The 22,709-nt window shown below is 68.2% G+C and carries 18 protein-coding genes; 14 read left to right on the top strand and 4 right to left on the bottom strand.

What is annotated here, in order from left to right:
- Nucleotides 1-9 precede the first annotated feature (9 nt).
- Together ABTX24_RS13950 and ABTX24_RS13945 are read right to left on the bottom strand one after the other, a co-directional pair.
- On the bottom strand, nucleotides 10-1,251 hold the full coding sequence (locus tag ABTX24_RS13950; RefSeq protein WP_350840368.1) for a metal-dependent hydrolase family protein: 1,242 nt from the start codon (nucleotides 1,249-1,251) through the stop codon (nucleotides 10-12).
- Nucleotides 1,252-1,255: 4 nt separating this feature from the next.
- Nucleotides 1,256-2,590, bottom strand: a complete 1,335-nt coding sequence (locus ABTX24_RS13945) for an MFS transporter (protein ID WP_350840366.1) — start codon at nucleotides 2,588-2,590, stop codon at nucleotides 1,256-1,258.
- A 308-nt stretch (nucleotides 2,591-2,898) separates the two neighbouring features.
- Here ABTX24_RS13945 and purU point away from each other — a divergent pair, with 308 nt between their 5' ends.
- Together purU and ABTX24_RS13935 are read left to right on the top strand one after the other, a co-directional pair.
- Nucleotides 2,899-3,801, top strand: coding sequence for a formyltetrahydrofolate deformylase (gene purU, locus ABTX24_RS13940; protein ID WP_160028366.1), 903 nt, complete (start codon nucleotides 2,899-2,901; stop codon nucleotides 3,799-3,801).
- 29 nt (nucleotides 3,802-3,830) lie between these two features.
- Entirely contained in the window at nucleotides 3,831-6,320 is a 2,490-nt protein-coding gene (locus ABTX24_RS13935) for a GcvT family protein (RefSeq protein ID WP_350840363.1), read from the top strand.
- Between the two features lie 80 nt (nucleotides 6,321-6,400).
- Here the strand turns inward: ABTX24_RS13935 and ABTX24_RS13930 are convergent, their stop codons facing one another.
- Nucleotides 6,401-7,075 carry a GntR family transcriptional regulator gene (locus tag ABTX24_RS13930; RefSeq protein WP_350840361.1) on the bottom strand — a complete coding sequence of 225 codons (675 nt, stop codon included), beginning with the start codon at nucleotides 7,073-7,075 and terminating at the stop codon, nucleotides 6,401-6,403.
- Between the two features lie 109 nt (nucleotides 7,076-7,184).
- On the opposite strand from ABTX24_RS13930, the gene glyA reads away from it, so the two are divergent.
- Genes glyA through ABTX24_RS13880 form a run of 10 tightly spaced genes read left to right on the top strand, consistent with a single transcriptional unit; the run spans nucleotide 7,185 to nucleotide 18,897 of the window.
- Nucleotides 7,185-8,480 (top strand): serine hydroxymethyltransferase, encoded by a 1,296-nt coding sequence (gene glyA, locus ABTX24_RS13925; RefSeq protein ID WP_350712841.1) that lies wholly within the window; start codon nucleotides 7,185-7,187, stop codon nucleotides 8,478-8,480.
- Nucleotides 8,480-9,697, top strand: a complete 1,218-nt coding sequence (locus ABTX24_RS13920; RefSeq protein WP_350840359.1) for a sarcosine oxidase subunit beta family protein — start codon at nucleotides 8,480-8,482, stop codon at nucleotides 9,695-9,697. Before glyA ends, ABTX24_RS13920 begins: the two co-directional genes overlap by 1 nt.
- 12 nt (nucleotides 9,698-9,709) lie before the next feature.
- The gene (locus ABTX24_RS13915; protein ID WP_160028376.1) at nucleotides 9,710-10,000 is read left to right on the top strand and encodes a sarcosine oxidase subunit delta; all 291 of its coding nucleotides are present in this window, start codon (nucleotides 9,710-9,712) and stop codon (nucleotides 9,998-10,000) included.
- The gene (locus ABTX24_RS13910; protein ID WP_350840357.1) at nucleotides 9,997-12,906 is read left to right on the top strand and encodes a sarcosine oxidase subunit alpha family protein; all 2,910 of its coding nucleotides are present in this window, start codon (nucleotides 9,997-9,999) and stop codon (nucleotides 12,904-12,906) included. The genes ABTX24_RS13915 and ABTX24_RS13910 overlap by 4 nt, the downstream gene beginning before the upstream one ends.
- Nucleotides 12,899-13,555 (top strand): sarcosine oxidase subunit gamma, encoded by a 657-nt coding sequence (locus ABTX24_RS13905; protein ID WP_350840356.1) that lies wholly within the window; start codon nucleotides 12,899-12,901, stop codon nucleotides 13,553-13,555. The genes ABTX24_RS13910 and ABTX24_RS13905 overlap by 8 nt, the downstream gene beginning before the upstream one ends.
- Entirely contained in the window at nucleotides 13,555-14,928 is a 1,374-nt protein-coding gene (locus ABTX24_RS13900; protein ID WP_350840355.1) for an L-serine ammonia-lyase, read from the top strand. Before ABTX24_RS13905 ends, ABTX24_RS13900 begins: the two co-directional genes overlap by 1 nt.
- A 30-nt stretch (nucleotides 14,929-14,958) precedes the next feature.
- Nucleotides 14,959-15,843, top strand: coding sequence for a bifunctional methylenetetrahydrofolate dehydrogenase/methenyltetrahydrofolate cyclohydrolase (locus tag ABTX24_RS13895; protein ID WP_350840353.1), 885 nt, complete (start codon nucleotides 14,959-14,961; stop codon nucleotides 15,841-15,843).
- Nucleotides 15,840-16,718 (top strand): dihydropteroate synthase, encoded by an 879-nt coding sequence (gene folP, locus ABTX24_RS13890; protein WP_350840351.1) that lies wholly within the window; start codon nucleotides 15,840-15,842, stop codon nucleotides 16,716-16,718. The genes ABTX24_RS13895 and folP overlap by 4 nt, the downstream gene beginning before the upstream one ends.
- Entirely contained in the window at nucleotides 16,715-17,569 is an 855-nt protein-coding gene (locus ABTX24_RS13885; protein WP_350840349.1) for a methylenetetrahydrofolate reductase, read from the top strand. Before folP ends, ABTX24_RS13885 begins: the two co-directional genes overlap by 4 nt.
- Nucleotides 17,566-18,897: a bifunctional folylpolyglutamate synthase/dihydrofolate synthase gene (locus ABTX24_RS13880; protein ID WP_350840347.1), complete on the top strand. Its 1,332-nt coding sequence runs from the start codon at nucleotides 17,566-17,568 to the stop codon at nucleotides 18,895-18,897. The genes ABTX24_RS13885 and ABTX24_RS13880 overlap by 4 nt, the downstream gene beginning before the upstream one ends.
- 59 nt (nucleotides 18,898-18,956) lie before the next feature.
- On the opposite strand, the gene fdhA is transcribed toward ABTX24_RS13880, so the two are convergent.
- Complete coding sequence (gene fdhA, locus ABTX24_RS13875) at nucleotides 18,957-20,168, bottom strand: formaldehyde dehydrogenase, glutathione-independent (RefSeq protein ID WP_160028392.1); 1,212 nt, start codon at nucleotides 20,166-20,168, stop codon at nucleotides 18,957-18,959.
- Between the two features lie 279 nt (nucleotides 20,169-20,447).
- On the opposite strand from fdhA, the gene ABTX24_RS13870 reads away from it, so the two are divergent.
- Nucleotides 20,448-21,188, top strand: coding sequence for an IclR family transcriptional regulator (locus ABTX24_RS13870; protein ID WP_201451273.1), 741 nt, complete (start codon nucleotides 20,448-20,450; stop codon nucleotides 21,186-21,188).
- Between the two features lie 265 nt (nucleotides 21,189-21,453).
- Nucleotides 21,454-22,704, top strand: coding sequence for an aromatic ring-hydroxylating oxygenase subunit alpha (locus ABTX24_RS13865; protein WP_350840345.1), 1,251 nt, complete (start codon nucleotides 21,454-21,456; stop codon nucleotides 22,702-22,704).
- The last annotated feature ends 5 nt before the right edge of the window (nucleotides 22,705-22,709 follow it).

Raw genomic sequence — 22,709 nt, 5'->3', positions numbered from 1 at the left:
GGAAGCCTCCTAGCTCAGCCGATTCTTGACGACTTCTCCGGCGCGCACGATCAGGTCCAAATTGCGTCCATCGGCAGCGAGCAATCTGATGTCCTTCAACGGGTCGCCATCGACGACGATGAGATCGGCATGTGCGTCGGGTTGGATGCAGCCGAGCTTGCCTTCCTGCATGAGAATCTCGGCCCCGACGGAGGTTGCCTGACGCAAGATCTCGATGGGCGTGAACACCTCCTGACGGAGTTCGAACTCGCGACACTGCTGTGTGTAGAAGCCAGCAAGCAGGTCCGTACCGAAGGCAACTTTGACGCCAGCGCTTCGCATCAGGTCCAGAGCGTCCGTCGACTCTTCGTAGATCGCGCGAACATCGTCGATGCGGTCAGGGGGCAGGCCCATCTCGAGACCACTCTCGACAAGAGAGAAAAGGACGCACAGCGTCGGGACGACATAGGCCCCGCGCTCAGCGACGAAACTGGCGGTCTCGGCATCGATCAACGCAGCATGTTCGATGCAGCGCACGCCGAACTCGACGGACCTACGCGTCGATTCGCTCGTCAGACAATGCGCCGAAACATAGGTTCGCCGTACAACACACTCTTGGACGATCGCGCGAATCTCATCTTCTCGAAACTGATTCATCCATATCGGATCGCTCGGTGACATGACACCGCCAGACGCGACGATCTTGATGCAGTGCGCGCCGCGGCGCAGCTCTTCGCGTGCTGCCTTAATGCACTCGTCGACACCGTCGGCAATGACGCCGGCCCAGTTCATCGAGGCGCAGGAACAGTACCCATGCGTGTGGTTCTTCTCGTTGGGCGTCCGGTAGTCGACGTGGCCGCCGGTCATCGACAGAATCTTGCCTGCGTAGAAGAAACGCGGCGCTCTGATCAGCCCGTCCGCGATGGCGGCGGCCAGAGGGTAGTCGCCACCGCCGATATCGCGCACGGTGGTGAATCCACAGTCAAGCGCGTGGCCGAGCTTCTTGATCGCGTAGGCAGTTCGGTAGGGCGCATCCCGGTCGTTGAGAACACGTGGATCGAGATCGGAGAAGTATGAGTGAACATGCATGTCGATCAGGCCGGGCATAAGAGTCTTCCCGGCGACGTCGACCCTGTGGGCATCGACTGACTTGATGGGACGATCGGAGACTTCGCGGATCGATCCATCTTCGACGAGCACCGTCATGCCATCGGGGCATTCCTCCGACACGCCATCGAAGATTCGGGCGTTCTCCAGAATCAGCTGTGTCATCGTTTCAGTTCCTGCCCAACGTGGGTGATTCGTGATCAGAATCGGGCTCACGGTACCAAACCACCACGACGGTGAGTGCCAATGCGGCCATCGCTGCGATAAAGACCGGGAAAGCCAGTCGGGAACCGGTGACGTCGGTGATCCACACTGCGACGAAGGGCATGAATCCACCGATTATGACGGTCAGATTGTAGGCCGCGGTGCCGGCCGTGACTCGAACCTTGGCAGGGAAGAGCTCGGCGACATTGATGACAGCCGGAGTGAGGAACACCGATAGTGGGATTGCAAAGATCAGGGCCCCCAACAGTCCTAGGGCGAATGTCCCGGTAGAACCCAACAGGAAGGTCGGCACGACTCCCACAGCCATGGCGCTTGCGCCACCGATCAGGATCGGCTTCCTCCCGATTCGATCGGCCAGGCCGCCCGTGAACAGGATTCCGGCGATGATCACGAGACCGGCGATGGTGTTGATCGTCAACGCTGCCTTCTCCGAGAATCCGTTCGCGAGCATGTACGCAAGGTAGGCAGCGACGCTGACATAGACGGCGATCGAGTAGAACGTTCCGAATCCCAGGTACAGAAGGATGGCGCGCCCGTTCTGTCGGATGGCAAGCCACAGGCTCTCCGATCTCGGTCCGGCCACCGTGACGTTTCGCTGGGTGTGCATCTGCTGGAACTCGGGAGTCTCCTGGAGGGAGCGCCTGATGTAGAGGCCGATGAAACCGAGAGGGAGAGCTGTAGCGAAGACCACGCGCCACCCCCAAGACTGCATCTCGTCGGCCGGCAGCGCGACGGTGAGCACAGTCGCCAGTGTCGAGCCGAGAACGATCGAACAGAACGTGCTCACGCCCAGGAAGCTGACCAGCCTCGCTCGGCGATGCGCTGGCGCATGCTCGTAGAGGAATGCCGCCGCGCCGGCCAACTCGCCGCCTGCCGCGATGCCCTGTGCGATGCGAGCACAGATCAGAAGGATCGGTGCGGCGATCCCAATGGTCGCGTACGAAGGGATCAGCGCGATACAGAATGTCGCGATCGACATCAGGGTGATCGTGACGTAGAGAATGTGGCGTCGGCCGTAGCGGTCACCGAGGCGCGCCAGGAACACGCCTCCGACCGGTCGCACCAGGAACGAGATCCCGTAGGCCGCCCATGTGTTCAGCATGGCGGCCGTGGGGTCGCCGGTGGGGAACATCGCTGTCGAGATGTAGGCGGCGACCACACCGTAGACGGCAAACTCGTACCACTCCACGAAGTTGCCGACCGACGCCGCGACAACCGTGCGGCGCAGGCTGGGTTCATTCGCAACACCTTCGGGCAGATCCACTTTCTCAACACTCACGAGGCTTCCCTTCGCTACGCCACATGGCATATGGCCCGTCTGACCTCACCGGTTCTGTTCGGTGCCTTGATCGTCGAAGCATGGCCTGTCTCGACCGCGGTGGGCAGTAGCCATGTGTCGTGACTTTGGGTGGGGCCGTTCGACCGATGTTGCGGACGCCATGACCTTCGGGGCCGAGATCGTCACGGGTGTCGTGGGACCGGAGACGCTTGGTTGGCCGGCCAGACCCTTGACGGCGCTCTGAGAGCCGTTCTACGATCATTCTGATATATGAGTTGTGTATCATTACCGGCAACCAGGAGCCCAGCATGACCATCAGCCCGCCAAGCACGACCGCCGTTGCGTCCGTGGCGACCGCGCCCACTGCGACGACCAACGTGCTGACGCTGTCCTGTCAGGAGCGCCCGGGAATCATGCAGGCGGTCACGAGCTTCCTGTACGACCGCGGGTTCGACATCCTCGAGCACCAGCAGCACGACGACCGGGTCGGGGAGCTGTTCTTCCTCCGGACCGCGTTCGCCTCCGTCGACGGGGCGGATGTCGATGAGCTCACCGCCGCGTTCGGTCCGATCGCGGACCGGTTCGGCATGTCGTACGCGTTCCACGACGAGCGCAAGCCGCGACTGCTGGTCATGGTCTCCAAGTTCGGCCACTGCCTCAACGACCTCATCTTCCGGTGGCGCGGGGGGACACTGGGGGCCGAGATCGCTGTCGTCGCGTCCAACCACGAGGATCTTCGCCCCATGGCGGAGGCGGCCGGACTGGAGTTCATCCACATCCCGGTCACGCCCGAGACCAAGCCGCAGGCCGAGCAGCGCATGCTCGACCTGGTCGAGGAGTACGACGTCGACCTGGTCGTGCTCGCCCGCTACATGCAGATCCTCTCGGACGGCCTCTGCCGCCAGCTCGAGGGTCGCGCGATCAACATCCACCACTCGTTCCTGCCCGGCTTCAAGGGGGCCAAGCCCTATCACCAGGCGCACGAACGGGGCGTCAAGCTCGTCGGTGCCACCGCTCACTACGTCACCGCTGACCTCGATGAGGGACCCATCATCGAGCAGGAGGTCAACCGGGTCGACCACACCTACACACCGCAGGCCCTGGCCACCGTCGGTCAGGACGCCGAGTGCCTCGCACTCTCGCGCGCCGTCCGCTGGCACTGCGAGCACCGCGTCTTCATGCACGGCTCCAGCACCGTCGTGTTCCGCTGACCACCAACCCGAACCTCACGGAGAAGCTCATGACGTCCTCGCCCCGCACAGTCATCATCGGCGCCGGCATCGTCGGCACGAACCTCGCGGACGAACTCGTGTCACGCGGGTGGTCCGACATCACGGTCATCGAACAGGGCCCACTCAGCCTGCCCGGCGGCTCGACCTCCCACGCGCCCGGTCTCGTCTTCCAGATCAACCCGTCGAAGACGATGACCCTGTTCGCCAAGTACACCGTGGAGAAGTTCCTGTCCCTGGAGAAGGACGGGGTGAGCTGCTTCAACCAGGTCGGTGGCCTCGAGGTCGCGACCACCGAGGCCCGCGTCGCCGAGCTCTACCGCAAGCTCGGCTACGCGAAGTCGTGGGGGATCGAGGCTCGGGTGATCGGTCCCGCCGAGTGCAAGAACCTCTACCCGCACATCGACGAGTCGCAGGTCCTCGCGGGTCTGCACATCCCCAGCGACGGTCTGGCCCGGGCGGCGCGCGCCGTCGACCTGCTCATCGAGCGTACGCAGGCGGCCGGCGTCACCTATCTCGAGCACACCGCGGTGACCGGAGTCCTCCAGGAGGGCGGCCACGTGACGGGCGTCGAGACCACGAACGGTGTGGTCGAGGCCGACATCGTCGTCTCCTGCGCCGGCTTCTGGGGTGTCGAGGTGGGGAAGATGGCGGGCACCGACGTGCCGCTCCTCCCGCTCGCCCACCAGTTCATCAAGACCACGTCGGTGCCGGTCCTGGCCGGCAAGCACGAGGCGCCCGACGGCGCGACCCTGCCGATCCTGCGACACCAGGACCAGGACCTCTACTTCCGGGAGTGGGGCGACACCTACGGGATCGGCTCGTACGCCCACAAGCCGATGCCGTACGTCGCCTCCGATCTCGGCCCGACCCCGGAGCACGTCGACCACGACAACATGCCGTCGCGGCTCAACTTCACGCCCGAGGACTTCGAGGGCCCGTGGGACGAGTGCCGCAAGCTGCTCCCGTGCCTGCAGGAGACGGAGATCGCGGAGTCGTCGTTCAACGGCATCTTCTCGTTCACGCCCGACGGCGGCTCGCTCGTCGGTGAGTCCCGCGACCTCGACGGCTTCTGGGTGGCCGAGGCGGTCTGGGTGACCCACTCCGCCGGCGTCGCCCGGGCGGTGGCCGAGGTGCTGACCACCGGACGGTCGCAGTACGACCTCGCCGACCTCGAGCTCAACCGCTTCGAGGAGACGCAGCTGGCTCCGGCCTACGTCAGCGAGACCTCGCAGCAGAACTTCGTCGAGATCTACGACATCCTCCACCCGCTGCAGCCCAAGGACTCGCCCCGCGACATCCGGGTCAGCCCGTTCCACGCCCGTCAGGTCGAGCTCGGCGCCTTCTTCCTCGAGGCCGGGACCTGGGAGCGGCCGCACTGGTACGAGGCCAACGCAGCCCTGCTGGACGAGCTGCCCGAGGAGTGGAAGTCGCCGACGCGCGACGACTGGTCGGCCCGCTACTACTCTCCGATCGCGGCCGTCGAGGCGTGGAAGACCCGCACCGCGGTCGCCATGTACGACATGACGCCGCTGCGCCGCCTCGAGGTCTCCGGACCCGGCGCCGAGACCCTGCTGCAGCGACTCACCACCGGCGACGTCAGCAAGAAGCCCGGTGCGGTGACGTACACCCTGTTCCTCGACGAGCAGGGCGGGATCAAGAGCGACATCACCGTCGCCCGACTCGAGGACGAGCTCTACCAAGTCGGCGCCAACGGCACGGTCGACCTGGCGTACCTCCGGCGAGAGGCGCGCAAGCTGCGTGCCGAGAACCCCGCGCTCGCCGCCCATGTCCGCGACATCACCGGCGGCACCTGCTGCATCGGACTGTGGGGGCCGCTGGCCAGGGACCTGATCGCCAAGGTCAGCACGGACGACTTCACCAACGACGGTCTGAAGTACTTCCGCGGCAAGCGGGCCTCCATCGGCGGGATCCCCGTCACCGCCCTGCGCCTGTCCTACGTCGGCGAGCTCGGCTGGGAGATCTACGCCTCCGCCGAGAACGGCCAGAAGCTGTGGGACGTGCTGTGGAACGCCGGCCAGGAGCACGGTGTCATTGCCGCCGGGCGGGCCGCGTTCGGCGCGCTCCGGCTGGAGAAGGGCTACCGGTCCTGGGGTGCCGACATGACCACCGAGCACGACCCGTACGAGGCGGGCGTCGGCTTCGCGGTGAAGTCCGCCAAGGAGGACTTCGTCGGCAAGGCGGCCCTCCAGGGTCGCTCGGTGGAGACCTCGGCTCGCCGGCTGCGCTGCCTCACCATCGACGACGGCAAGTCCATGGTGCTCGGCAAGGAGCCCGTGCTGTCGGGCGAGACGGCGGTCGGGTACGTCACCAGCGCGGCGTACGGGTTCACGATCGGCAAGCCGATCGCCTACGCCTACCTGCCGGCGGAGATCGGAGAGGGCGACCAGGTCGAGATCGAGTACTTCGGCCAGCGGATTTCCGCGACGGTCACCCCGGAGCCGCTCTTCGACCCCGAGATGAGCCGCCTGCGCGGCTGACCCGACGGGTCGAGATCGGGCGCCGGCCGGGTGGGCCGGCGCCCGATCTCATGTTGAGAGAACGCAGTCAGAGAACGCAGTCAGAGAACGCGACGGATCTCGGTGGAGAAGCCGTCGATGTGCTCGCGGGTCAGCCGCTCGGCGCGTTCGGCGTCGCCGTCGGCGATCGCCTCCAGGAGCGGGGCGTGCTCGGAGATGTGGGACGCCAGGTCCGGGAGCTTGTCCACGACCAGGCACCAGATCCGGGTCGCCAGGTTGTCGTAGCGGACCAGGACGTCCTCGAGGTGCCTGTTGCCCGTGGCGCGGTAGATCATCCGGTGCACCGACATGTCGAGCCGCATCAGGGTGGGTCGGTCGTCGCCCGACGGATCGAGACCGCGGACCCGCTCGGCCATGGCGCGCAGCTCGGCCTGCATCTGGTCGGTCGCGGCGGTTGCCGCGCGGTGGGCGGCGAACGGCTCGAGCTGCTGGCGCAGGTCGGAGATGGCGCCCAGCTCGGTGACGTCGACCGGCGTCGCGAACGTGCCGCGGCGCGCGTAGGAGACGACCAGATGGTCGGTCTCCAGGCGTTTGAGGGCCTCGCGCACCGGCGTACGGCCGAACCCGAGCGAGTCCGCGAGCCGGCCGTCGTTGATCGGCTCGCCCGGCCTGATGTCGAGCATGATCAGCCGGTCCCGGATGCGCTCGTAGGCCGCGTGCGCCAGCGAGATCGTTGCGCCGATCGCCGGCCGGGCGGGCGCCTGAACGTCGGTCATACCAAGTCACCGCTTTCTGATCTGGGCCGTTGACAGGTGTTCGCTACCCAGCATACTGTTGATCCCGAACTGATATATCAATCGTACTTCAAGAGTTTGGGAGTTCATCGTGGTTGACGTCTTGACCGCCTCGCTCGCAGACCTCGACCCCGAGGTCAGCGCGCAGATCGACGCCGAGCTGAGCCGCCAGCAGACGACGCTGGAGATGATCGCCTCGGAGAACTTCGCTCCCGCCGCCGTCATGGAGGCTCAGGGTTCGGTCCTCACCAACAAGTACGCCGAGGGCTACCCGGGCCGTCGCTACTACGGCGGCTGCGAGCACGTCGACGTCATCGAGCAGCTCGCCATCGACCGCCTCAAGGCGCTCTTCTCCGCGGAGTACGCCAACGTGCAGCCGCACTCGGGAGCCCAGGCCAACGCCGCCGCGATGTTCGCCCTCCTCGAGCCCGGCGACACCATCCTCGGCCTCTCGCTGGCCCACGGCGGCCACCTCACCCACGGCATGAAGCTCAACTTCTCCGGGCGCCTCTACCAGGTCGTGCCGTACGAGGTCAGCCGCGAGGACTTCCTGATCGACATGGCCGAGGTCGAGCGACTGGCCCTTGAGCACCGGCCCAAGCTGATCGTCGCCGGCTGGTCCGCCTACCCCCGGCAGCTGGACTTCGCGGAGTTCCGCCGGATCGCGGACCTGGTCGGCGCCCGGCTCATGGTCGACATGGCGCACTTCGCCGGTCTGGTCGCGACCGGCCTCCACCCGAACCCGGTGCCGTTCGCCGACGTCGTCACCTCGACCACGCACAAGACCCTGGGTGGCCCGCGCGGTGGCGTCATCCTCACCAACGACCCCGCCATCGCCAAGAAGATCAACTCCTCGGTCTTCCCCGGCCAGCAGGGCGGGCCGCTCGAGCACGTCATCGCCGGCAAGGCGGTCGCCTTCAAGGTCGCCGCGGAGCCCGAGTTCCGCGAGCGCCAGGAGCGTACGCTGCGCGGTGCCCGCATCATCGCCGAGCGGCTGCTCGCCGACGACGTCGCGGCCGCGGGAGTCTCGGTGGTCAGCGGTGGCACGGATGTCCACCTGGTGCTGGTCGACCTGCGCGACTCCGAGCTCAACGGCCAGGAGGGCGAGGACCGGCTCCACCGCATCGGCATCACCGTCAACCGCAACGCGGTGCCCTTCGACCCGCGTCCGCCGATGGTCTCCTCCGGCCTGCGGATCGGCACGCCGGCCCTCGCCACCCGTGGCTTCGGCGACACCGACTTCAGCGAGGTGGCCGACATCATCGCGGCCGCGCTGAAGGACGACTTCACCGACGAGACGGCCGACGCGCTGCGCAGCCGGGTCACGAACCTCGCCGAGAAGCACCCGCTCTACCCCCACCTCATCGAGTCGAACGGAGCCGAGTGATGGCAGACCTGCTGCCCGAGCACCCCGACTTCCTCTGGCGAAACCCGGAGCCCAAGTCCTCCTACGACGTCGTCATCATCGGCGGCGGCGGACACGGCCTGGCGACGGCGTACTACCTGGCGAAGAACCACGGCATCACCAACGTCGCCGTCCTCGAGCGGGGCTGGCTCGCCGGCGGCAACATGGCCCGGAACACGACGATCATCCGGTCCAACTACCTGTGGGACGAGTCCGCGGCGATCTACGAGCACTCCCTCAAGCAGTGGGAGGTGCTTCCCGAGGAGCTCGACTACGACTTCCTGTTCAGCCAGCGCGGCGTGCTCAACCTCGCCCACACCCTGCAGGACGTACGCGACTCGGTGCGGCGCTGCGAGGCCAACCGCCTCAACGGGATCGACGCCGAGTGGCTCGACGCCGACCAGGTGAAGGAGATCTGCCCGATCATCAACGTCAGCGACAACATCCGCTACCCGGTGCTCGGCGCGACCTACCAGCCCCGCGCGGGCATCGCGAAGCACGACCACGTCGCCTGGGCGTTCGCGCGCAAGGCCGACGAGCTCGGTGTCGACCTGATCCAGGACTGCGAGGTGACCGGGATCCTCAAGGACGGCAACCGGGTGGTCGGCGTACAGACCAGCCGCGGCACCATCGCGGCCGGCAAGGTCGCGCTGTGCGCGGCGGGGCACTCCAGCGTCCTCGCCGAGATGGCCGGCTTCGACCTGCCGATCCAGTCCCACCCGCTCCAGGCGCTCGTCTCCGAGCTCCACCAGCCCGTCCACCCGACCGTGGTGATGTCGAACCACGTCCACGTCTACGTCTCCCAGGCCCACAAGGGCGAGCTGGTCATGGGCGCGGGCGTCGATGCGTACAACGGCTACGGGCAGCGCGGCGGGTTCCACGTGATCGAGGAGCAGATGGCGGCCGCCGTGGAGCTGTTCCCGATCTTCGCCCGTGCGCATCTGCTCAGGACCTGGGGCGGCATCGTCGATGTGACGCCGGATGCCTCCCCGGTCGTGAGCAAGACGCCGATCGATCAGCTCTACGTGAACTGTGGCTGGGGGACCGGCGGGTTCAAGGGCACGCCGGGCGCCGGCTGGACGATGGCGCACACGATCGCCCACGACGAGCCCCACGAGTACAACGCACCGTTCGCGCTGGAGCGATTCAGCACCGGTGCCCTCATCGACGAGCACGGCGCAGCCGCCGTGGCCCACTGAAAGGAGCCGACGATGATTCTCATCAGCTGCCCCAACTGCGGGTCCCGCGACGAGACCGAGTTCCACTACGGCGGTCAGGCCCACGTCCCCTACCCGGAGGACCCGAGCGCCCTCAGTGACGAGGAGTGGGGTCGCTACCTGTTCTACCGCGAGAACACCAAGGGCATCTTCGCCGAGCGCTGGGTCCACAGCTCCGGCTGCCGCAAGTGGTTCAACGTTCTTCGCGACACCGTCACCTACCGCATCGCCGCCGTCTACCAGGCCGGCGAACCGCGTCCCACCCTGGATGGAGGCCCGCAGTGAGCACGACGTCGCACCGCCTCGCAGACGGCGGCCGAATCGACCGATCCACCCGTCTCGCCTTCAGCGTCGACGGCCAGGAGTACGCCGGCCACGCCGGCGACACCCTCGCCTCGGCACTGATCGCCAACGGCGTGCTCGAGTGTGGCCCCTCGCTGTACCGACAGCGTCCCCGCGGCGTCCTCGCCGCCGGTCTCGAGGAGTCCAACGCGCTGGTCAAGCTGAGGCGTCCCGGCGACTCGGTGACCGAGTCGATGCTGCCCGCCACGACCGTCGAGCTCGTCGACGGGATCGAGGCCGACTACCTCAGCGGCCTCGGTGACCTCGACCCCGCCGACGACACCGCGATCTACGACAAGAAGTACGTCCACACCGACGTCCTCGTCATCGGAGCCGGCCCGACCGGCCTCACCGCGGCCCGCACCGCCGCCGCATCCGGAGCCCGGGTGATCCTCGTCGACGACCAGCCCGAGCTCGGCGGCTCCCTTCTCTCCACACGCGGCCTCAGCATCGACGGCGTGGACACCGACGCCTGGCTCAGCGGCGTCACCGAGGAGCTCGCGGCTGCCCCCGAGGTCACGGTGCTGACCCGGACCAACGCCTTCGGCAGCTACGACGCCAACTACGTGATCGCGCTCGAGAGCCGGCTGGACCACCTCGACGCGTCCGCCAAGGAGGCACTCACCGGTGTGTCCCGCCAGCGCCTCTGGCACATCCGGGCGCAGCAGGTCGTCATCGCGACCGGCGCGCACGAGCGTCCCCTGGTGTTCGGCAACAACGACCGCCCCGGCGTGATGCTCGCCTCCGCGGTCCGCACCTACCTGAACCGGTACGGCGTGGCCGCAGGCTCCAACGTGCTGCTCGCCACCACGAACGACAGCGCCTACGAGGTCGCCGCCGATCTGACCAGGGCCGGGGTCGCCGTGGCGGCCGTCGTCGACGCCCGCCCGGAGCAGTCCGAGGCCGCCCGTCGCGCCGCGGCGGCAGGCATCGAGGTCATCCTCGGCTCCGCCGTTCTCGACACCGACGGTGACCGGCGGGTCACCGCCGCGACGGTGTCGGCGATCGACGCCGACGGCGCCGCGGTCGGCGAGCGGCGAGAGATCGCCTGCGACGTCGTCGCCGTCGCCGGTGGCTGGAGCCCCGTGGTCCACCTGCACAGCCAGCGGCAGGGCAAGGTCCGCTGGGACGAGGATCTGGCCGGGTTCGTCCCCGACGGCGAGGTCACCGGTCAGCAGATGGTGGGATCGGCCCGGGGCAGCTACACCCTCGATGCGTGTCTCTCCGAGGGGCGGCATGCGGCAGCGACCGCGCTCCTCGCCGCCGGTTTCATCGGCGAGGCCGAGGCCCCGACCGGGCCGCTCCCTGCGGCGACAGGTGACGGCACGACCCGCCCGCTGTGGCTCGCCGCCGAGGCCTCCGTTCCGCTCGACGACCTGGTCGACCACTTCGTGGACTTCCAGCGCGACCAGACCGTGCACGACGTACTGCGGGCGACCGGGGCCGGTATGCGCAGTGTCGAGCACATCAAGCGCTACACCTCGATCAGCACCGCCAACGACCAGGGCAAGACCTCCGGGGTCAACGCCATCGGCGTCATCGCCGCCGCGCTCAACGACGGTCGCAGCCCCGGCGAGATCGGCACCACCACGTACCGTGCTCCGTACGCTCCGGTCCCGTTCGTCGCCCTCGCCGGCCGCGAGCGGGGTGACTTGTTCGACCCGGCCCGGCTGACGTCGATCCATCCCTGGCACGTCGCGCACGGCGCCGAGATGGAGATCGTGGGGCAGTGGCTGCGGCCGTGGTACTACCCGCGGAACGGCGAGTCCCTGGACGAGGCCGTTCTCCGCGAGTGCGCCGCCGTCCGCGAGTCCGTCGGCATGATGGACGCGACCACCCTGGGCAAGATCGAGGTGTGGGGGAGTGACGCCGGTGAGTTCCTCAACCGGATCTACACCAACGCCTTCAAGAAGCTCGCCCCCGGATCCGCGCGCTACGGTGTCATGTGTACGCCCGACGGCATGATCTTCGACGACGGCGTCACGCTCCGCATCGACGAGGGTCGCTACTTCATGACGACGACCACCGGCGGCGCCGCCAAGGTCCTCGACTGGCTCGAGGAGTGGCACCAGACCGAGTGGCCGACCCTGGACGTCAGCTTCACCTCGGTGACCGAGCAGTGGGCCACCGTCGCCGTCGTCGGCCCGAAGTCACGTGAGGTGATCGCCAAGATCGCTCCGGAGCTCGACGTCAGCAACGAGGCGTTCCCGTTCATGACGTTCCGCGAGACGACGCTCGCCTCGGGCATCCCGGCGCGGGTGTGCCGGATCTCGTTCTCCGGGGAGCTCGCCTTCGAGGTCAATGTCGAGACCTGGTTCGGACAGCGCGTGTGGGAAGAGATCCACGCCGCCGGCCAGGAGTGGGCGATCACCCCGTACGGCACCGAGACCATGCACGTGCTCCGCGCCGAGAAGGGCTACCCGATCGTCGGCCAGGACACCGACGGCACGGTGACTCCCCAGGACGCGGGCATGGAGTGGATCGTCTCCAAGGCGAAGGACTTCGTCGGCAAGCGGTCCTACAACCGGGCCGACACCGCACGCACGGACCGCAAGCACCTCGTCTCGGTGCTGCCCGTCGACAAGTCGTTCCGGTTGCCCGAGGGCACCCAGCTGGTCGCATCAGGTACGCCGATCACCCCGGCCGACGGACCGGTGCCGATGCTCGGGCACGTGACCTCGAGCTACCACAGTGCCGCGCTCGGACGCTCGTTCGCCCTGGCACTCATCAAGGATGGCCGCAACCGCATCGGCCAGACCCTCGTCGCGCCGGTCGGTGACCGACTGGTCGACGTCGTCGTCGCTGAAACCGTCCTCTACGACCCGGAAGGAACCCGCCGCGATGGTTGAGACCACGATCGAGCCGCTCGACAAGAAGATCTCGGCTCTGCGCGTCAGCCCGGCCCAGCACCTGCACGGCGCCTTCGTCGACGCCGGCGTCACCGGAGCGCTCGGGGTGCGCGTGCGTGAGGAGCAGTTCCTCACCATGGTGGGTCTGCGGGTGCCGGTCGGCTCGCCCGACCGGGAGCGCCTGGCCAAGATCCTCGGCGCCGAGCTTCCCACCCGGTGCGGCGAGGTCGCCACCGGCCACGACGTGGTGGTCCTGTGGCTCTCGCCCGACGAGTTCCTGGTCATCTCGCAGAGCGTGGCCGGTTCCACCCTGGTGTCCTACCTCCGCGCAGGCGTCACGGGAGGCGGTGCCGCGGTCGTCGACCTGTCGGCCAACCGCACCACCTTCCGGCTCGAGGGACCTTCCGCGCAGGCGGTCCTCGAGAAGGGCTGTCCGCTCGACCTCCACCCGAGGGCCTTCACCCCGGGCACGGCGGTCGCCAGCACCATCGGACGTGTTCCGGTGATCCTCTGGAAGGTCGACACGGACTCCTACCGGATCCTGCCGCGTGCCTCGTACGCCGACTACCTGGGCCGCTGGCTGATCGACGCCATGGCCGAGTTCAAGGTCATCTCGACAAGCTCGACACAGCGCCTGGGATCCGGCTGATGGCACTCAGCGTCTTCGACATGTTCTCGGTCGGCATCGGGCCGTCGTCGTCCCACACGGTCGGCCCGATGCGCGCGGCGGTGCAGTTCACCGATGCCCTGAAGGCGGGTTCACTGCTCGACGCCGTCGCCCGGGCCGAAGTGGAGCTGTTCGGCTCCTTGGGGGCCACCGGCCACGGCCATGGCTCGGACAAGGCGGTCATCCTCGGTCTCGAGGGCAACCGGCCCGAAACGGTCGACACCGACAACGCCGACGCTCGCGTGGCCGAGGTCCGCGCCACTGGACGGCTGAGGCTCGCCGGCGCCCGGGACATCGAGTTCGGCGCCGACGACGTCGTCATGCACCGCACCAAGACCCTTCCCGCGCACCCGAACGGCATGATCTTCCGCGCGTTCGACGCCGACACGAAGGTGCTCCTGGAGAGCACCTACTACTCGGTCGGCGGCGGTTTCGTCGTGGACGAGCACGCGGCCGGCGCCGATCGGATCGTCGAGGACGCGACCCCGATCCCGTACCCGTTCACCACCGGAGCGGAGCTGCTCGCGGTCTGCGCCGAGTCGGGCAAGCGGATCAGCGACATCATGATGGCCAACGAGCTGGCGTGGCGTACGGAGGAGGAGGTGCGCGGCGAGCTGCTGCACATCTGGTCGGTCATGCAGGAGTGCGTGCACAACGGCTGCACCCGCACCGACCCCACCCTGCCCGGCGGGTTGAAGGTTCCGCGGCGTGCTCCCGGTCTCTACACCCACCTCCAGGCATCGACGGACGAGACGGACCCGCTCAGAGCGATGGACTGGGTCAACCTCTTCGCCCTCGCCGTCAACGAGGAGAACGCGTCGGGCGGGCGGATCGTGACCGCGCCGACCAACGGCGCGGCGGGCATCGTCCCGGCCGTCCTCCACTACTACGAGAAGTTCGTGCCCAGCGCGGACGAGGACGGGATCGTGCGGTTTCTCCTCGCCGCCGCCGCGGTCGGGATCCTGTTCAAGATCAACGCGTCGATCTCCGGGGCCGAGGTCGGCTGTCAGGGCGAGGTCGGCTCGGCCTGCGCCATGGCTGCAGGAGCCCTGTGCGAAGTGCTCGGCGGCACCCCGGAGCAGGTCGAGAACGCGGCCGAGATCGGCATCGAGCACAATCTCGGGCTCACCTGCGACCCCGTCGGCGGCCTGGTGCAGATTCCCTGCATCGAGCGCAACGCCATCGCCAGCAACAAGGCCATCAACGCCGCCCGCATCGCCGCCCGTGGCGACGGCAGCCACCGGGTCTCTCTCGACGCCGCGATCAAGACCATGCGCGAGACCGGAGCCGACATGAAGATCAAGTACAAGGAGACCTCCCGCGGAGGCCTCGCCGTCAACGTCATCGAATGCTGACGTCACGGGTCTCGCGAGAAGGAGAAGTGCATGACCACCGCTGCAAAGATCGACGGCAAGCGCGTCGCTGCTGATCTGAAGACCGCGCTCGCCGTGCGGGTGAAGGCACTGCACGAGGCCGGGATCGACCCCGGCCTCGGCACCATCCTCGTCGGTGACGACCCCGGCTCCCGCTCCTACGTCGCGGGCAAGCACCGCGACTGCGCCGAGGTGGGCATTGCCTCCATCCGGATCGAGCTCCCCGCCACCGCGTCGCAGGCCGAGATCGAGGCAGCGGTGCAGCAGCTCAACGAGGATCCGACCTGCACCGGCTTCATCGTCCAGCTGCCCCTGCCGCCGCACGTCGACACCCACCGGGTCCTGGAGCTCATCGACCCGGACAAGGACGCCGACGGGCTCCACCCCACGAACCTCGGCAAGCTGGTGCTCGGCACTCCTGCTCCGCTGCCGTGCACGCCACGCGGGATCATCGAGCTCCTGAGGCAGCACGACGTGCCGATCACCGGACAGCGGTTCTGTGTCATCGGCTGCGGGCTGACCGTCGGCCGGCCGCTCGGGCTCATGCTCACCCGCCCAACCGAGCACGCCACCGTCACGCTGTGCAACATCGAGACCCGCGACGTCGCCGCCCACGCCCGGGCCTCGGACGTCATCGTCGCGGCGGCGGGTGTGGCTCACCTGGTCAAGCCCGACTGGGTCAGCCCCGGCGCCACGGTCCTGTCCGTCGGGATCACTCGCACCATCGAAGGCATCCTGGGCGACGTCGATCCGAACGTGGACGTCGTCGCGGGCAAGATGAGCGGTGCCACCGGCGGCGTCGGACCGATGACCCGGGCCATGCTGCTGACCAACATCGTCGAGATCGCCGAACAGCAGGTGGCTGCCAGGGAGGCGATCGCCGGGGCTCTGACATGAGTGCCACGCAGCTGCTCACCGACGCAGATCTGCGCTGCCAGGTGATGGGCATCATCAACGTCACCCCCGACTCGTTCTCCGACGGCGGCCGGTTCCTCGACGTCGACGCCGCCGTACGCAGAGGCCTCGAGCTCATGCGCGACGGCGCCGATCTCCTCGATGTCGGCGGCGAGTCCACCCGGCCCGGTGCCCAGCGGGTCAGCGCGGCCGAGGAGATCGCCCGCGTGATCCCGGTGATCGAGGCCCTGGCACGGGAGGGGTTGCCGGTCTCGGTCGACACCATGCGCGCCTCGGTCGCCGAGCGAGCCGTCGAGGCCGGGGCCGTCATCGTCAACGACGTGTCCGGCGGGCTCGCCGATCCCAGGATGCTGCCCTTCCTGGCCGAGGCGGAGGTCACCTGCGTACTCATGCACTGGCGCGCCCACTCCATGCGGATGGACGACTTCTGCTTCTACGACTCGGTCGTCGGCGACGTCTGCGCCGAGCTCCGCGGCCGGGTCGATTCCGCGCTCGCCGCCGGCGTACGTCCTGAGCGCATCGTCCTCGACCCCGGTCTCGGGTTCGCGAAGAACGCCGCCCAGTCCTGGGAGCTGCTCGCGGCCCTCCCGGCGCTGCGCGACCTCGGGTTCCCCGTCCTCGTCGGGGCGTCCCGCAAGCGGTTCCTCGCCGAGGCCGCCGCGTACGGACGGCGGGCCCCGGACGTCGCCGCGGATCGGGACGAGGCGTCCGACGCCGTGGCCGCCATCGCCGCTGCCGGGGGAGCGTGGGGCGTACGCGTCCACTCGGTCTCCGGCGCCGCCGCCGCCTCTCGGGTGGCTGCCCGCCTGCGTGGGACCGCGGTCGCGGCCGAACCGGTCCGGGCCGGGCAGCGATGAGCCGTCGCTCGGCCGCCGCGACCGTCCGGAGGCTGCTGCTCGACGCTCGCTACGAGGTCCTTCCGACCGCCTCGATCGAGGACGTCGTCACGAGCTCCCTTCCCGCCGGCCGAACGCTCACGGTGACCGCCTCGCCGGCCAAGGGCCTGGAGCAGACGGTGGACCTCTCGATCCGGCTCGCCGAGCACGGCTACGACGTCGTGCCCCACCTCGCCGCACGCATGGTCTCGAGCCGGGCCGAGCTCGCCGAGATCACTGCTCGGCTGAAGGCAGCCCGCATCGACAAGGTCTTCGTACCTGCCGGCGACGCGGAGCGCCCCGGCGCGTTCCCCGGCGCGCTGGAGCTCCTCGAGGCGCTCGTCGATCTCGGTGACCCGTTCAGCCACGTCGGTGTCGCCGGCTATCCCGAGGACCATCCGACGATCATCCACGATCGCCTGGTCCAGGCGATGTGGGACAAGCGCCACCACGCCACCGAGATCGTCAGCAACCTCACCTTCGACGACAGAGCCCTCACCGACTGGGTACGTCGCGTGCGCGCCCGAGGCGTCAGGACGCCGATCATCGTCGGGCTGCCCGGCCCGGTCGAGCGCACCAAGCTCCTCACCATGGCGACCAAGATCGGGGTGGGGGAGTCGACGCGGTTCCTCGCCAAGAACAAAGGCATGTTCGCGCGCATCGCCGCCCCCGGTGGCTACTCGCCGGAGCGGTTCCTCACCCGTGCGGCCCCGGAGCTGGACGGGCCGGAAGCCGCGATCGCCGGTCTGCACCTGTTCACGTTCAACCAGGTCGCCGAGACCGAGACCGGGCGCCGCGACCTGCTGGCGCGCCTGGGCGGAGAACCGCAGTGACCGGCACCGACGTCGAACTCGGCGTCGACGAGGTGGAGCGGCGACTCCTCGCCCGCTGGCCCGAGACCCGGATCGCCCCGTCCCTGGAGCGCATCCGGGCGGTGACGGACGCGCTCGGCCGGCCGCAGCGCGACTACCGGTCGATCCACATCACCGGAACCAACGGCAAGACGAGCACCGCGCGGATGGTGGAGGCGATCCTGCTCGAGCTGGGCTCGACGGTCGGCCGGTTCACCAGCCCTCATCTCGCCGACATCCGGGAACGGATCAGCATCGGCGGGCGGCCGATCCCGCAGGATGGCTTCGTCCAGGCGTACCGTGATGTCCTGCCCGCGGCCGAGGCCGTGGACCGCGAGGGTCCCACTCCGCTGTCGTTCTTCGAGATGACGGTCGCCATGGCCTACCAGGCGTTCTCGACGGCCGGCGTCGACGTCGCGGCGGTCGAGGTCGGCATGGGCGGCATGTGGGACGCGACCAACGTCATCGACGCCCCGGTCGCCGCGATCCTCCCCATCGGCCTCGACCACGTCGATCACCTGGGTCCGACCAGGCTCGACATCGCGGCCGAGAAGGCCGGGATCATCAAGCCGGGTGCGCTGGCCGTCACGGCTCGGCAGACCCCGGAGGTCGAGCAACTCCTCCGAGCCCACGCCGACGCGCATCTCGCCAGGCTCATGGTCGAGGGCCGTCACTTCCGGCTGAGCGGCAGACGAGCGTTCGGCGATGGACAGATCATCTCGGTCAACGGTCTCGCCGGTCACTATCCCGAGGTCCCGCTGTCGCTTCACGGCCGCCACCAGGCGCACAACGCGACACTCGCGATCGCGAGCATCGAGGCACTCCTGGGGGACGTGATCCCGCTGGACGTACTGAGACGGGCACTGGGCTCGGCCCGCTCGCCCGGACGGCTCGAGGTGCTGCCCGGCACCCCCGCGGTGATCCTCGACGCAGCCCACAACCCCGACGGTGCCCGGGCACTGGCGGCCGGCCTCACCGATCTGGGCACGCGGCCGACCGTCGCCGTGGTCGCCGCGATGGGCGACAAGGACCTCGCGGGCATGCTCGCGGAGCTGGACCCCGTCGTGACGACGATGATCTGCACCCGGAACAGCAGTCCGCGTTCACTGTCCTCTCGCGACACCGCGGCCGCGGCTCGAGGAGTCCTCGGCGCTGATCGGGTTCTGGAGATCGACAGCCTCGCCGATGCTCTTCTCGAAGCGACCAGGGAGGCCTTGGCCCTCTCGCCGGACGGGGAAACGCCGGCTCGGGTACTGGTCACCGGCTCCGTCGTCACCGTGGGTGAGGCGCGCCGCCTGTTGGGTGTGTGAACCGGTCCTGCCCCCGGCCGACATGGCCGGGGGCAGGACCGTCGAGCTGTCCGGTTGAGTCAGCGCACCATGCCGTGCGGGTCGATGACGTACTTGGTGGCCGCGCCCTGGTCGAATGCGGCGTAGCTCTCCGGCGCCTCGTCGAGGCTGATGGCCTTCGCGTTCACGGCGTCGGCGATGTGGGCCTTGTCGGCGAGGATCAGGTTCATCAGCTGGCGGTTGTACTGCTTGACCGGGCACTGGCCGGTCACGAACGTGTGCGACTTGGCCCAGCCCAGACCGAGCCGGACGCCGATCTGGCCCTGCTTGGCGGCGTCGTCGACGGCGCCCGGGTCGCCGGTGACGTACAGGCCGGGGATGCCGAGAGAAGCACCCGCGCGCGCCACGTCCATGATGTCGTTGAGGACGGTGGCGGGCTGCTCGGCGGCGTCTTGGCCGTGGCCGCGGGCCTCGAACCCGACCGCGTCGATCGCCGCATCCACGACGGGCTCCCCGACGATGTCCGCGATGATGTCCGCCAGGGCGTCGCCGGAGGACAGGTCTGCGGTCGCGCAGCCGAAGCTGGCGGCCTGCTTGAGCCGGTCCGCATTCATGTCGCCGACGATGACCGTGGCGGCACCGAGCAGCTGCGCCGAGTACGCCGCGGCGAGCCCGACCGGGCCCGCGCCTGCCACGTACACCGTCGACCCGGTGGTGACGCCGGCGGTGTAGGCACCGTGGTAGCCGGTCGGGAAGATGTCGGAGAGCATCGTCAGGTCGAGGATCTTCTCCAGGGCCTGGTCGCGGTCGGGGAACTTGAGCAGGTTGAAGTCGGCGAACGGGACCATGACGTACTCCGCCTGGCCACCGATCCAGCCACCCATGTCCACATAGCCGTACGCCGCGCCGGCCCGCGCCGGGTTCACGTTGAGGCAGATGCCGGTCTTGCCCTCGTTGCACATGCGACAACGACCGCACGCGATGTTGAACGGGACCGAGCAGATGTCGCCCACCTCGTGGAAGAGGACGTCGTCGCCGATCTCGACGATCTCGCCGGTGATCTCGTGGCCGAGCGTCTGACCGATCGCCGCGGTCGTCCGGCCGCGCACCATGTGCTGGTCGCTGCCGCAGATGTTGCTGGTCACGAGCTTGAGGATCACCGCGTGCGGCGCGGCGCGCTTGATGCCCAGGCCGCTCACGACGTCCTGGGGGAGCTCCAGCTTCGGGTACTCGATGGACTCGACGGCCACCTCGCCCGGCCCCTTGTAGACGACGACTCTGTTGTCTGCCATGGCGTCTCTTCTTCCTGCCCCCGGGTGGGGACGTCCAGCTTGCTGAGTTGCGGGGATGTTTCTCATAGCGAAACAAGAGCGCTATATGAAACAAACTAAACCGTCGACGGCGTCGGCATCAAGACCCTGTTTCGATCGATTTCTGGGCTCGTACGGAGGCGTCTGATGGCTCGCGCCGCAGCTACCCGGCGGTAGGGGCGAAGGGGAGAATCTGACAGGGAGGCATACTGTTTCAGCATGAGCAACACGAGCGAAACACGGAGCACGACCGTTCACTCAGTGGACCGAGCCATCTCCATCCTCCAGGTGCTCGCCCGTCGGGGGGCTGTCGGAGTCACGCCGATCTCCGAAGAACTGGGGGTGCACAAGTCGACGGTCTTCCGTCTGCTGGCCACCCTCGAGGCGCGCGGGCTGGTGGAGCAGAACGCGACTCGGGGTCACTATCAGCTCGGCTATGGCGTCATCCAGCTGGCCGCCGGCGCGACCCGCAAGCACGACATCTCGGTCACGAGTCGCCCGATCTGCATGGCGTTGGCCGACGCGGTCGGTGAGACCGTCAACATCGTCATCAACGACGGCGAAGAGGCCATCACGATCGACCAGGTGATCGGGAGTGCCGAGATCACGTCGGTGAACTGGGTCGGGCAGCGGAGCCCCTTGCACACCACCGCGTCCGGCAAGGTCTTCCTGGCGACCATGTCTCCGGAGGAGCGCCGACGGATCCTCGAGGGCGGGCTCGAGCGCTACACGGAGGAGACCGTGGTCGATCCCGCGCTGCTCGAGGAGCAGCTCGCCGAGGTCAGGAAGCTGGGCTACGCCTACTCCGCCGACGAGCACGAGATCGGTCTCACCGGGGTCGCCGCGCCGATCCGCTCCCTGGGCGGTGGGGTGATCGCCGCGGTGGTGGCCTCCGGCCCGTCGTTCCGCATCACGTCCGAGAAGGTGCCCGAGCTGGCCGAGCACGTGCTGGCCGCCGCTGCTGCGATCTCCGAGCGGAACGGCTTCCCCAAGGCGGAGTGATCTGCGCGTGCCGATGACGGTTCGGCACCCTCGAAGTGGCCCGCATGCCTCGTGCATGCGGGCCACTTCGCGTACGTCGTAAAGCCCGTGTAAATCCTGCCGGCGAATCCAGATCGACCCGTTGACAGCGTCTTCTTCGGCGCGGCAGAATCGTTTCACGCTACGCAGTAGTTGTGCAGAGTGAAACAACCGTCGTCTGGCGGACCGCCGTATCTGAACCCGGAATCTGCCCGGTTTGAGCGTGGGAGACATCAACGTGACGCGAATGAGCATCGAATCGACGCCTGAGGATCTGGCGTCCCTGGCGGACAGGCGAGCATCCGGCTACAGCCTGGAGGCGCCCTTCTACACGAGCTCGGAGATCTACGAGCAGGACCTCGACGTCATCTTCGGCCAGCACTGGATCTTCGCTGTCGCCGAGGCCGAGATTCCGGACCCCGGTGACTACGTCACGGTGGATCTGGGCGCTCACTCCGTGATCGTCGTCCGCGACGACGACGAGAACGTCCGCGCCTTCCGCAACGTGTGCCGCCACCGCGGCTCGCGACTGCTCGAGTCCGCCTGCGGCTCGATCGGCAACATCGTGTGCCCCTACCACCAGTGGACCTACCGGGTCGACGGCAGCCTCATCTTCGCCGAGTCGCAGCCGGGCACGTTCGAGTACGACAAGTTCGGGCTCAAGCCGGTCAACGTCCGCGCGGTCGGCGGACTGGTCTTCCTCTGCCTCGCCGACGAGCCGCCGGCCGACTTCGACGAGGTCGCCGAGTTCATCGAGCCCTACTTGAAGCCCTACTCGCTCGCCACGGCGAAGGTCGCCCACCAGACGGACATCGTCGAGGAGGGCAACTGGAAGCTGGTGATGGAGAACAACCGCGAGTGTCACCACTGCGACGCCTCCCACCCCGAGCTGGTGACGGCGTACTTCCCGATCAGCCGCTACGAGGCCGAGGACGTGCCGCCGCGCATGCAGTCGACCTTCGAGCGCTATCAGGTGGCGCAGGCGGAGCTGGAGAAGGCTTGCGAGGCCATCGGCTTCCCCATCGGCGAGCGCTGCGAGCTCGAGGGCCGTACGACGGCGTTCCAGATCTCCCACCTGCCGCTCGACGGCGCCGGCGCCTCGTTCGGCCCCGATGGCCAGCAGCTGTGCGCGAAGCTGATGGGATCCATCGAGGACCCGAGGTTCGGGGACCTGTCGCTGCACATGCAGCCCAACTCGTGGTTCCACTTCCTCGGTGACCACGCCGTCGTCTTCTCGGTGATCCCGCTCGCGGTCGACCGGACGCTGGTCCGGACGACGTGGCTGGTGAACCCGGAGGCCGTCGAAGGAGTCGACTACTCGGTCGAGTCGCTCACCTCCGTGTGGCGCGCCACCAACGACCAGGACCGCGTCCTCGTCGAGGGCACGCAGCGAGGCGTGGCGGACCCGGGCTACGTACCCGGTCCGTACTCCGTGGTCGAAGGAGAGGTCGATGCCTTCGTCACCTGGTACGTCCAACGCGTCCAAGCCAACGCCTAGCCGGA

It is taken from the genome of Nocardioides sp. NPDC127514, from assembly GCF_040302125.1.
In the GTDB taxonomy this organism is placed as follows: Bacteria; Actinomycetota; Actinomycetes; order Propionibacteriales; family Nocardioidaceae; genus Nocardioides.
Note: the sequence above shows the minus strand (reverse complement) of the source record. Positions and strands in the feature narration are given on the sequence as shown.